General features: G+C 57.2%; 11 protein-coding genes. All 11 read right to left on the minus strand.

The window, feature by feature from the left end:
• Positions 1 to 54 precede the first annotated feature (54 nt).
• The 11 genes from ACSQ3H_RS00485 to ACSQ3H_RS00535 all read right to left on the minus strand — a co-directional run bounded on the left by ACSQ3H_RS00485 (position 55) and on the right by ACSQ3H_RS00535 (position 12,009).
• Entirely contained in the window at positions 55 to 1,152 is a 1,098-nt protein-coding gene (locus tag ACSQ3H_RS00485) for a hemolysin family protein (protein ID WP_436115219.1), read from the minus strand.
• A gap of 5 nt (positions 1,153 to 1,157) precedes the next feature.
• Complete coding sequence (ybeY, locus tag ACSQ3H_RS00490; protein WP_436115220.1) at positions 1,158 to 1,655, minus strand: rRNA maturation RNase YbeY; 498 nt, start codon at positions 1,653 to 1,655, stop codon at positions 1,158 to 1,160.
• A 17-nt stretch (positions 1,656 to 1,672) separates the two neighbouring features.
• Complete coding sequence (locus ACSQ3H_RS00495) at positions 1,673 to 2,692, minus strand: PhoH family protein (protein WP_436115221.1); 1,020 nt, start codon at positions 2,690 to 2,692, stop codon at positions 1,673 to 1,675.
• 29 nt (positions 2,693 to 2,721) lie between these two features.
• Positions 2,722 to 4,161 carry a tRNA (N6-isopentenyl adenosine(37)-C2)-methylthiotransferase MiaB gene (gene miaB / locus ACSQ3H_RS00500; protein ID WP_436115222.1) on the minus strand — a complete coding sequence of 480 codons (1,440 nt, stop codon included), beginning with the start codon at positions 4,159 to 4,161 and terminating at the stop codon, positions 2,722 to 2,724.
• A gap of 10 nt (positions 4,162 to 4,171) precedes the next feature.
• Positions 4,172 to 5,020: a lysophospholipid acyltransferase family protein gene (locus tag ACSQ3H_RS00505; protein WP_436115223.1), complete on the minus strand. Its 849-nt coding sequence runs from the start codon at positions 5,018 to 5,020 to the stop codon at positions 4,172 to 4,174.
• Complete coding sequence (gene rimI / locus ACSQ3H_RS00510; protein ID WP_436115224.1) at positions 5,021 to 5,524, minus strand: ribosomal protein S18-alanine N-acetyltransferase; 504 nt, start codon at positions 5,522 to 5,524, stop codon at positions 5,021 to 5,023.
• Positions 5,521 to 6,210 carry a tRNA (adenosine(37)-N6)-threonylcarbamoyltransferase complex dimerization subunit type 1 TsaB gene (tsaB, locus tag ACSQ3H_RS00515; protein WP_436115225.1) on the minus strand — a complete coding sequence of 230 codons (690 nt, stop codon included), beginning with the start codon at positions 6,208 to 6,210 and terminating at the stop codon, positions 5,521 to 5,523. The genes rimI and tsaB overlap by 4 nt, the downstream gene beginning before the upstream one ends.
• 89 nt (positions 6,211 to 6,299) lie before the next feature.
• Positions 6,300 to 7,133 (minus strand): DUF2066 domain-containing protein, encoded by an 834-nt coding sequence (locus ACSQ3H_RS00520; protein WP_436115226.1) that lies wholly within the window; start codon positions 7,131 to 7,133, stop codon positions 6,300 to 6,302.
• Between the two features lie 55 nt (positions 7,134 to 7,188).
• Complete coding sequence (locus tag ACSQ3H_RS00525) at positions 7,189 to 7,701, minus strand: DUF3859 domain-containing protein (RefSeq protein WP_436115227.1); 513 nt, start codon at positions 7,699 to 7,701, stop codon at positions 7,189 to 7,191.
• Positions 7,702 to 7,710: 9 nt separating this feature from the next.
• Positions 7,711 to 9,888 (minus strand): malate synthase G, encoded by a 2,178-nt coding sequence (locus ACSQ3H_RS00530; RefSeq protein WP_436115228.1) that lies wholly within the window; start codon positions 9,886 to 9,888, stop codon positions 7,711 to 7,713.
• Between the two features lie 105 nt (positions 9,889 to 9,993).
• Positions 9,994 to 12,009, minus strand: a complete 2,016-nt coding sequence (locus ACSQ3H_RS00535; protein WP_436115229.1) for a hydantoinase/oxoprolinase N-terminal domain-containing protein — start codon at positions 12,007 to 12,009, stop codon at positions 9,994 to 9,996.
• Positions 12,010 to 12,109: the final 100 nt, after the last annotated feature.

Consider the following 12,109-nt stretch of genomic DNA (forward strand, 5'->3'; position numbering starts at 1 on the left):
CCTTTTGCGGCTCTGGATATGTTGACATTCACGGACGCGACACGGGAGAAGCGATCATTCGCCGCGATCCGACGGCTGATCCGCAGGGTCTTCTTGCTTGGCAGTGCGTGGCGGACGGCGTTCTGCGTGGCGCAGAGGCACAATACGTACCTTGCGAATGCGACGAGGATCAGCTTCCAACACGTGGAATTCATAGCCAGGTACGGCCTGCACCATCTCGCCGCGCACCGGAATACGGCCGAGGATTGAGAAGATCAGTCCGCCAACGGTATCGACATCCTCGCCATGTTCGCCAACAACGAAGCCTGAGCCGATCTTTGCTGAAACTTCATCAAGATCGGCGCGGGCATCGGCAATGAATACACCTTCCGGCTCTTCGACAAGCATCACTTCATCATCATCGTGCTCGTCTTCAATGTTGCCGACGACCATCTCGACGATGTCTTCCAATGAAACCAGCCCGTCAGTCCCGCCATATTCGTCAATGACAAGTGCAATCTGGATACGCTGCGCCTGCATGCGACCCATGAGGTCATTGGCCAGCATTGATGGCGGCACAAAAAGAATTGGCCGCATCAGGCTCAATTCCGCAATCGTCTTGGCGAGATCGACATTGGAAAGGTTGAACTTTGCGGTAACCGGAATCTTGGGCGTACGCGCAGCGGTCTTGCGCGGCGCTTTCACCCTGGAAATATTGGTGATGTGATTGACGACATCGCGAATGTGAACCATGCCGCGCGGATCATCTAGCGTTTCCGCGAAAACCGGCATACGCGAATGGCCTGACTTTTCAAAAACTTCCAGAAGGTCACCGAGCGTTGTGGAAATCTCTACGGCTTCAATATCGGAGCGCGGTATCATGACATCCTCGACGCGTAATTCGCGCAGACGCAGGATATTATGCAACATGGCGCGCTCTTCAGGCGAAAACGCCGTATCACCATGATGGCTTTCGGCTAGAGCGGCGTCCAGGTCCTCTCGCAGGGATGTTCCCGGACGGGCGCGCAGAAATGGAAAAATTGCGGAAAGGAGCGAGCGCTTTTCTGGACCCTGCGCTCTGGTAGTACTTTGCCCTTCGGCATCACTCTCCTGCCCCGTTGTTCCCCTGGAGGGAACGGCGGCAGAATCATTCTGGTGCGACGTGTCAGACATGGCCCTCAATCGGATTGATCGTCAATGACGGATAGCGCATATGGGTCCGGGATTGCAAGACGCTCGAGAACTTTGCGTTCAAGCCCTTCCATTTCCTCCGCTTCGACGTCGGTCAAATGATCATATCCCAGTAAATGCAAAAATCCATGGACGATAAGATGGGTCAGATGATCCTCGAAAGTTTTGTCCTCATCCGCCGCTTCGCGCGCCACCGTTTCGCGCGCGATAACGATGTCGCCAAGCATAGGACCCGGCTTCTGGCCCGGTTTCAGAGTAAACGCCGGGAATGACAGGACGTTGGTCGGCTTGTCCTTATCGCGCCAGCCGCTATTGAGCTCCTTGATCGTCGCATCGTCGGTGAAGACGAGACTGAGTTCGCTTGCAGGCTGTTCCCCTCCATCGAGCGTTTGCCACGCAGCAGCGATCGCGCTGGCTGCTAGATCGTGCAATACGGATTCATCGGCCCAGCCATCCGTTTCAACTAGTATGTCGATATCGATCAAGACAGCATCGCCAAGCGTCAGGGCTTGGCGCCTTCCTTGTCATAGGCCCGGACGATCGCGGCAACAAGCGGATGGCGAACCACATCAACGTCCGTAAACCGCACGGTAACAATCCCGCTGACGCTATCAAGGATTCTAAGTGCCTCGACGAGCCCGGATTTCTGACCAGGCGGTAAATCGATCTGGCTCGGATCACCCGTGATAATCATCCGGCCGTTTTCACCGAGACGCGTCAGAAACATCTTCATCTGCATGGCCGTCGTGTTCTGCGCCTCGTCGAGAATGATTGCCGAATGGGCGAGCGTACGGCCGCGCATGAATGCGAGCGGCGCGATTTCGATCACGCCAGCGGCAATCGCCCGTTCCACCTTGTCGGCGGGCATCATGTCGTAGAGCGCATCATAGAGCGGCCGTAGATAGGGATCGACCTTTTCCTTCATGTCGCCCGGCAGGAAGCCGAGGCGTTCGCCCGCCTCCACGGCAGGACGCGACAGAATGATCCGGTCGACAAGCCCACGCTCCAGCAGCATCGCTGCGTGGGCGACGGCAAGATAGGTCTTGCCAGTACCGGCGGGCCCGACACCGAAGACCATTTCCGAGCGATCAAGCGCGCGCATATAGGCGTCCTGCGTAGGCGTACGGGCAAAGATCGTCTTTTTGCGGGTCGATATCTGGGCTGCAGCCATCTTGCTTTTGTTTTCCATCGTCGGGAGCGTCAATTGGTCATCGGCGGCGATCGCCATGCGTAAGGCGCCGTCGACATCGGATGCAGAGATGTCATGGCCTTTCTGCAAATGTTCATAGAGCTGATCGAGTGCCCTGCGCGCCTGTTCCGTCGCGCTAGACTCACCGCGAATGGCGAGTTGGTTACCCTTTGAGCGAACATCGACACCCAGTTTTTGCTCAATACGGGCGAGGTTTTCATCAAACTGGCCGAACAGCGCACTCGCCAGCCGGTTATTGTCAAATGTCAGTACGATATGCGCCAGATCCGAGGCTCCTGAGGGAGCGGGCTTCAGTTTTTCGGTGGCGTTCAAACGGCTCTCCTGAATAAGTGTTCAGCCTTTTATATAGTCCCATTGTTCGCCGAGTTCATCTCCCGAATGCCAATCAGACTGTTGGTACCGGTGTCGATGATTCGTACATTGATAGTGTCGCCGATTCCACCGCCGTGTACATCGATAATTACGGGTTGTAACCAAGGAGATCGTCCGACCATCTGACTGGGCATTCTTCCTGCCTTTTCAATCAGTACATCCATGCTCTTTCCAACGAGGCTACGCTGAAACGCATATTGCTGCTCACTGAGCAAAGCCTGCAGGCGTTGGAGCCTTTCATCCTTAACCGCTTCCTCGACGTGATTGTCCATATCAGCACCGGGCGTTCCGGGACGCGGCGAGTATTTGAACGAATAGGCCGCGGCGTATGTGACATCGCGCACGATTTGCAACGTCGCCTCGAAATCCTCTTCCGTCTCGCCGGGAAAGCCCACGATGAAGTCGCCTGAAAGGGCGATATCGGAGCGGGCAGCACGAATGCGCTCGATCAAACGCAGATAATCCGCAGCGGTATGCCTGCGGTTCATCGCTTTCAGGATGCCGTCCGAACCGGACTGAACAGGCAGATGCAGGTAGGGCATCAGCATACCAAGATCGCGATGCGCATTGATCAGTGCGTCATCCATGTCGCGTGGATGGCTGGTGATATAGCGAAGCCGCACGATTCCCGGAATTTCGGCCAGACGGTAGAGCAACTCGCCCAAGCCCCACTCGCGGCCGTCAACTCCCTCGCCGTGCCAGGCATTGACGTTCTGGCCAAGCAGGGTCAACTCACGCACGCCGGCATCGGCGAGCTTTTCGGCTTCTTTCAGAATTTGCGCGACAGGGCGCGAAACTTCCGAACCGCGCGTATAGGGAACCACGCAGAAGGTGCAGAACTTGTCGCAACCTTCCTGTACCGTCAAAAACGCCGTCACACCACGACTTCTGGTCTGCTCTTTCCCAGGCGCTGGCAGATGCTCGAACTTGTCTTCTATCGCATATTCGGTCTCGACGACACGCTCGCCCCGGCGGACGCGGGCAAGTGCTTGTGGCAGCCGATGGTAGGTCTGCGGCCCAACCACCAGATCGACAACGGGAGCGCGGCGCGTGATTTCGTCACCTTCGGCCTGTGCGACACAGCCCGCAACACCCACGGTCAGTTCGCGGCCTTCCTTTGCCCGCGCATCCTTCATCTTGCGCAAACGGCCGAGAGCTGAATAGAGCTTTTCTGAGGCCTTTTCCCGGATATGACAGGTATTGATCAGCACAAGATCGGCGTCGTCAGCTGTATCGGTCGGGTTATAACCTTCAGCCGCGAGGCTGTCGGTCATGCGCTGGCTGTCATAGACATTCATCTGGCAGCCATAGGTTTTCACATAAACCTTGCGCGTGTTGGGAAACGCGGGTGAATGCGACTGGGGGCCGGATGTCTCGTCCGGCTTATGATTGATGCTGATATCGTCCATGGGCAGGCTTCTAAAGCTTTTTGGCGTCTTTGAGAATAGCTTCGTCGCTCTTTGCAGCGGGATTGACAAGATCACGCCCCATCAGCGAAGAGCGCACCATTGCGCGTACCCGTTCCTCCATCGTCCGCGCGAGAGCCTTACGATCGCTTTTCCCGTCGATGACAACAGTTTCGCCGAACCAGACATCCACATCGACAGCACCATCCCTGAGAAGTCCAATCAAACTGGGTCCGAGTGGCACATCACCCGGCCAAGCAACGAGCGGCCGGTGAACGCGCCCCATCGGTATGCCGTGAACCCGCGTATAGGCAATCGCCACCGGCTGCACCGTAACTGTCTCAACACCGGTATCACGGATAGCCACTTGTGCGGCGCCAAAAAGCGACGTCTTGAACGGAAGGACGCGATTACCATCGGAGGTGGTACCCTCGGCGAACAGCACCATGGCGTCGCCTCCAGCGAGCCGGGTTGCGATTTCGCTGGCCTGATGATGGGTCTTGCCGCGTTTTTCCCGCTCGACGAACACCGTCCGCTGCAACTTGGCCAGGATGCCGAACAGCGGCCAATTCGCTACCTCTGCCTTGGCGATAAAGGCCATCTCATGCAGGGAGCCAAGGATGACTATGTCCGTCCAAGAGGAATGATTGGCCGTCAACAGAAGTGGCCGCCCCTTTGTCATCTCGCCATGGACACGGATGCGAAAGCCAAGGAGGCGTCGCACGATCCGGTGAAAAACGATTGGCGTCAGCGCTCGCGGGCCCCAGCCGGTCTTCAGAAAGATGAATTGCAAGGGCACGAGGAAGGCAATGACAAGGCCAAACATCGCCGACGTGACAAGAAAACGTAACCACGCAATCATTCAGCGGCTCTTCTTCAGATCACGGCGCATCGTCAAGGCAGCCGAGCGCCCTGCCGCCGTTTCATAGTAGCCCGGTCGCTTCCCGACCTGCTTGAAGCCAAGCCTGCGATAGAGCGCCAATGCCGGGATATTGAGTTCATCGACCTCGAGAAACAGCATACTCGCGCGCGCATTGTGCAGGTAACGGAGCGTTGCATCCATCAAAGCATGGCCCAATCCCTTGCGTTGTGACTGGGGCGCAACGGCGATAGTGAGGATTTCCGCCTCGTCCAGAATAAGCCGAGCCAACACGAAACCACCGGGTCGAGCTCTGCGATTGCCCTCCTCCCGAGCGATAAAGCCAAACACATTGTCGTCCGCGATAAGCGCATGAAAGTCGTCTTCGCTCCATGGCTGTCGGAAGGTCCCTGCGTGAATATCGGCGAGATGGGGCGCATCCGCCCGAAGAAGCGCTTCGACGACAAAAGAGGGCGATCGCATATTATCGAATGGAAAGCCGATCATTCGACGAACTTCCTTTTTAGCGCAAAGCCCTGCTGCTGCTTGACATCAAGACCGCGCAGATAAAGCGGCTTTGGCGCTTCGCCGTCATCGATGCGCAATGCGCCAAGCCGGGCGAAGGCTTCGATGCTTCCTGTCGCGGCCGTCGCGGCGATGTCGAGTGGCTGATCCAGCTTTTCATCGACGAGCGGTGCGCCCGAACCCGAGAGGACATGTTTGCCGCCTCGTTCCTCCAATTGTTGCACAATCATTGGCAATGTCGTCACCATTGGCTTCGATGTCGCGGATCCATCCTCGCCAAAGAACTGTGCATAAAGTTCGTCGCGCCGCGCATCGATGACCGACAGAATTGGCCTGCCCGAAAATGCTTTGGCTGCGTCATAGGCCAGCGCCTGAAGTGTGCTGATCCCCACCGCTTGGCATTTCAGCGCGAGCGCGAACCCGCGCGCTGTCGATACGCCAACGCGGACACCGGTAAATGAACCCGGTCCGACGCTGACGGCAATCTTCCCAATCTCGGTGATGGAAATTTGGGCGGCGGCGACCACCTGCGCGATCGCAGCCATCAACCGCTCGGCATGACCCGTACCGATATCTTCGCTCGACACTGCCAGTATAGTCCCGGTTTCGACATCGAGAACGGCAACGGAGCAGAGATTGGCAGCGGTATCGAGCGCAAGCAGTTTCATGTGTCTCGCGTAAACAAGAATCAGTCAGCAAACAAGTAGGGCGCGTGAGCTTCGTCTGAAGTTCTGCCGCTTGGACTTGCCCGAACGCACTACTTCGGCTGTCCGTGTCCCGAAAGCACCTGTACTGTTCCGCGCATCCCGTTGCGAAATGCGTCGTCAAAGCCAACTCCACGAACCTGCCACTGATAGACTTTTCCCTCCGACCCTATTCGCCAGTCGACAACCCAGCCGAGAGCCTTGTCGCTCCAGGCTAAGGTTCCAGCTAACGCAACATCGCCGTTTCCTGCCTTGGCTGCAGCATCGAGCTTTGCATAATCAACCGAAGGCAGCGTATCGACGTTCCAACCGTATTGCGTAAATTTCGCTTGAGTTGGCACCTCTATTGGCAAACCGACCTTCTCTGCTGCTTCGGCGAGCGAAGTACGCATATCGGGGGCTTGGCCGCTGTCGCCGGCTAATGGGAACTTTTCTTTCCTGCCGCGCACTGCAAGAAAAACGATGACACGAGGTCGGGACGACAGCCATGGCGCGCGCCCGAGCGTCCGCAAAGCCATATCGATCTTCGCCGCGTCGAAGGTCACTGTAAGGTCATGGGGGCGGTCGTAGGAACCCTGCTCATCATGTATCGGAGTGCCCGCCATCCGATCCCGGTACTCATAACTGGCAACAAAATCTGCGGCGCGCCGGCTAAGCGCAACAGCCTTGGAGTTTTCGATCAAGCGTGGATCGCCGGAAACTTTAACGAGAACTTCCTCCAGACATCGCGCCAGGCCGACAGCTCTATTCGTTTCACCTTGCCCCGAGACAACTGCTCGGGCTCGATAGAGATCAGCCGTGGACGTAGCAACCGCGAAGCTGCAGCCAAACAGGGAACCGATCACAAGCGCCGCGACCGTACAGCTAACGTCCAACATCCGGCTCATTCGTCGCGTCCTTAGGCATCATTCGCTGATCTGCAAATCTATCAGAACGATCGCGCTATGAAATCGGGCAGCTCCCTGCAGTTACATCGAAATTTTTTGACGCCAGCTCGTTGCCAGACAGGTCACGCAGGGAGATCGTCCAAGCACCAGAGACGAGCTCGAAGTCTCTTTCGAAAACCCAGCCGGCATATCGCCGCTGCGATGTGGCACTATCCGGCCAACTGCTCTTCACCATCGACCGGCCGTCCGGTGTTTTGATCATTGGATGGAAAACCACGACCGTGATAGGAAGAACGGCTTCCCCGATATCTGACGTTCTGTAAAGAACACCGAAACTCGTGCCGATGCAGGCGTGTATATTGGTCGTTCTGGTAACGCCTACCGGCCCTTCTACAAGCCGGTTCAACCCCGTTGGCGTATCGGGTGAAACTTCGGATCCGACCTCTTTCGGGCTCGTCAGCCCCCAGTCGACAATCTCGATTGTCGGTGTCTGTTTTTCTGCCGCCAGAACAGTGTTCCACGTCATGACAGCGGTGAAGAACACAAGATATCTGACGTAGCTTGCCATCGAGCCGGCCTAGACTGAGCCCGATTTCGCCTTCACCTCAAGCCGGCGGTGATGCAAGACCGGCTCTGTATAGCCGTTTGGCTGTTCGCGGCCTCTGAAAACGAGATCGCAGGCGGCTTGAAAAGCGATCGAACCGTCGAAATCAACTGCCATCGGCTGATAGAGCGGGTCGTCCGCGTTCTGTTTGTCGACGACCGCCGCCATGCGCTTGAGCGTCTCAAGCACCTGTGCCTCGCTTGCTACGCCATGGTGCAGCCAGTTGGCGATATGCTGGGCAGAAATGCGCAGGGTGGCGCGGTCTTCCATCAGGCCTACATTGTTGATGTCCGGCACCTTGGAACAGCCGACACCCTGATCGACCCACCGCACGACATAACCGAGAATCCCTTGAGCATTGTTATCGAGTTCGCGCTGGATGTCTTCGGGTGTCCAGTTAGGGCGGGAGATGACGGGTACGGACAGAATATCGCTGAGCTTCGCCCGGCCGCGCTTTTTCAAACTGGCTTGGACTTCGGCGACATTGACCTTGTGATAATGCGTGGCATGGAGCGTCGCGGCGGTCGGCGATGGCACCCAGGCGGTGTTGGCACCGGCTTTCGGATGGGCGATCTTCTGCTCGAGCATCGCTGCCATCAGGTCGGGCATGGCCCACATGCCCTTGCCGATCTGCGCATGGCCGGAAAGCCCGCATTCAAGACCGATATCGACGTTCCAGTTCTCGTAGGCGCCAATCCAGGCGGCCTGCTTCATGTCGCCCTTGCGGATCATCGGACCGGCTTTCATCGAGGTGTGGATTTCATCGCCGGTGCGGTCGAGGAAGCCGGTGTTGATGAAGACAACGCGCTCCTTCGCGGCGCGTATTGCTTCCTTCAGGTTTACCGTGGTGCGGCGTTCCTCATCCATAATTCCCATCTTTATAGTATTCGGTTGCATGCCAAGCAGCGTCTCGACCCGTCCGAACAGCTCGGAGGCGAAGGTGACTTCCTCAGGACCGTGCATTTTTGGCTTGACCACATACATGGATCCAGCGCGGGAATTCATGTGTCGACCGTTCGGCCCAATATCGTGGAGAGCAGCCAAAGCGGTAATCGCCGCGTCCACGATGCCTTCGGGAACTTCGTTGCCCTCTCTGTCGAGAATGGCTGGATTGGTCATCAGATGGCCGACATTGCGCACCAGCATGAGCGAGCGTCCAGGCACCGTCAGCGGCTTGCCATCCTTGCCGGTGTATTCGCGGTCGGCATTGAGTTTGCGCGTTACGGTCTTGCCGCCCTTCTCGAATGTATCTTCAAGATCGCCATTCATCAGGCCGAGCCAATTGCGATAGACGATGACCTTGTCTTCCGCATCGACAGCGGCCACGGAATCCTCACAATCCTGGATTGTGGTCAGCGCCGATTCCAGCAGCATATCGGCAATGTGGGCGGGATCAGTCTGGCCGATTGGATGATTGGCATTGATAACGATCTCGACATGCAGACCGTTCTTGATGAGCAGGATCGCAGTCGGGGCTACTGCGTCGCCGCGATAACCGGCAAACTGTGCTTCGTCGTTGAGCGCAGCAGGCTTGCCATCGGCCTTCAGGACGAGCCTATGATCTTCGATGCTCAAACCGGAAACGTCAGCCCAGTGCGCACCATCGAGCGGAGCACTGTCATCGAGAAACGCCTTGGCCCAGGCAATCACCTTCGAACCGCGAATGGGATTGAACGTCTTGCCCTTTTCAGCGCCGCCCTCGTCCGAAATGGCGTCCGTGCCATACAGCGCGTCGTAGAGCGAACCCCAGCGCGCGTTGGCGGCGTTGAGCGCATAACGGGCATTCATGACCGGAACGACGAGCTGCGGACCAGCGACAACAGCAATTTCCGGGTCGACATTGCTCGTTGAAACGGCGAAGGCCCCGCCTTCTGGCAGCAGGTAGCCGATCTCCCTTAGGAAGGTCTCGTATTCTTCCTGGCTGTATCCGCTGTAGCGCTTGCGCTTGTAAAAATCATCCAGCTTTTGCTGAAACGCATCGCGTTTTTGCAGGAGTTCGCGGTTTTTTGGTGCCAAATCTTCGACGATCCGCGCAAAGCCCGACCAGAATGTCGCCGCATCTACATCCGTGCCCGGGATAGCTTCATTGACAACGAAGTCGTGGAGTTCCTTCGCGACCTTCAAGCCGTTGATCTCGATGCGCTCGACCATGTTTCGTTCCTTACAATTTCAGTCGGCTTACCCTTGAACACACAGAAGCATTCCCAGTCAATTCTTCAATAGCGACAGAATTTAAGCCTTGTTGGAAAGAACGCTTTAATGCGCGATGCGGGGCCTGCCGGAGGCCGTTGCTACAAGTACTGCTTCGATGAACTTCCGTTGATCCTCGACTGTGGCGGTGCTGACGTCGCGAGCAATGCTGATCTGCGCTTCATCGGTTCCAGCTTCCAACGCCAATTGCCCAACCTGATACTTCAGCGTCGTTTCGGCAAAGGATATCGATTCCTCTTCGACCTGGAAATCCTTGACCACCTCGCCAGCCATGACGCGGAATAGGCCCTCTGCCGGCTGGCTGATATGGGCTTCAACCGAAACGCGCACTTGGCCAACGACAGCCCCCAAAGCGTTGGCGACATCAGTGTCAACAGGGACAATGCATTTTGTGCCGAGCATCTCGCCAACGGCTGGATAATAGACTGGTGCCGATGCGCCCAGTCCAATTAATGGCCGGTCTATATCGAGCCTTGCCCCGGCAATCCCTCTCGCGCCTGAAAGTGCCCGCTGAACCAACGGGCTCGCGACCGTTTCTGGCCCTTCAAGCCCATCCTCGGCGAAGACCGTTTCGAGTACCACTTCGGACGAACGCCGGATCAGGGCGTCATAGGTGCGGTGGGAAACTTCCTCGGGCGTATCGCACAGCGGACGACCCGCGCCATCCTTGCGTCGGGCATAGAGAATGGCACCATAGCGTGCTGCTTCCACGTTCCAATTGTTTTGAAGGCCGAGAACGTGGCAAGCGTCCGACGGCGTAAAACCCGACAGATGAACCAGCCCGCGCGCCACAAGGCGATTGACAGTTGTTGCCTGTGAGATGGAACTCAAGAGCCGGTCAAGCGGCTGAGGTTCGGTCGTGATCCGTCCATAGAGTTCGGCTTCGTGCTTGCTTAGACCAGATGCCATCCGCGCCGGCACACCGGTCAACAGCGCAAAACGCCCATCAAGACGACCGGCATTGGCGGTTTTTGTCTGTCGTGCCAGATAATCAATAACGATTGCGCCATGATTGGCGGCAAGCAGGGACAAGGGCACAAGCCGTCTCGGACCAAGCTTGATACCTGGAAGCATAGCGTTATCATCGAGTGACACTTCCGAGTCTCCGCCGAGACCGAATGTGCGCATTGCCACCGCTTCCACCATAGTGCGGAAACCGCCGACGGTGGCGCCATTAGGGTCGAGCCGAGGACGCCCCTTGTCTAGAACCGCGACATCGGTCGTCGTACCACCAATATCCGAGACGATCGCGTTATCGAGCCCCGTCATATGCCGCGCGCCGACGAGGCTGGCGGCGGGTCCAGACAATATGGTTTCAATTGGCCGATGCCGGGCAAAGGCGGCAGAGACAAGTGCGCCATCACCGCGCACCACCATAAGCGGCGCATGGATGCCACTCCGGTCGAGGAAGCCTTCCGTTGCCGCCACGAGCCGGTCGATCATAGCGATGAGACGGGCATTGAGGACAGTGGTCAAGGCACGGCGCGGACCATTGAGCTTCGCAGACAGTTCATGGCTGCAAGTGACGGGCAAACCAGTTTCTCTTCGCACCAGATCGCGAACTGCGATTTCATGTTCAGGGTTGCGCACGGCAAAATATGCGCAGACGGCAAAGCCAGTTACCTCTTGCTTTAGCTGCGGCAATGCCTCGCTCAAGGCGCTCGTATCAAATGGCTGTGCCCGACCATAAACATTATGTCCACCCGGAATGAACACTACCGGGTCCGAACCAAGCGCCGTGCCAAGATCAGCCTTTTCCAGGTCCGTTTCCGAAAAACCGATCATGACGAGTGCAATGCGCCCGCCCTGTCCCTCGACCAGCGCGTTGGTCGCAAGCGTTGTCGACATGGAAACAAGCCGTATGTCGGCAGGTTGGACAGACGCTTCAGCGACGATGCGCTCAACAGCACCCGAAATGCCGACGCTCAGATCATGCCGTGTCGTCAGAGCCTTGGCCTTGGCAATAACGCCGCGCTGCTCAGACCAAAGCACCGCATCCGTATAGGTGCCGCCCGTGTCGATACCGAGGAAGATCGCATGTTCAGTTGTGAAATCAGCCATAATGCCCTGCGCTATTTGAGGCAGGGTTAGCGCATGAACAACGATCCCGCTAGCGCCATTCCGACCATTTGCTGCCGCAACTTTGTCAGATACGCAGTTG

Source organism: Phyllobacterium sp. LjRoot231 (assembly GCF_964253365.1).
GTDB lineage: Bacteria > Pseudomonadota > Alphaproteobacteria > Rhizobiales > Rhizobiaceae > Phyllobacterium.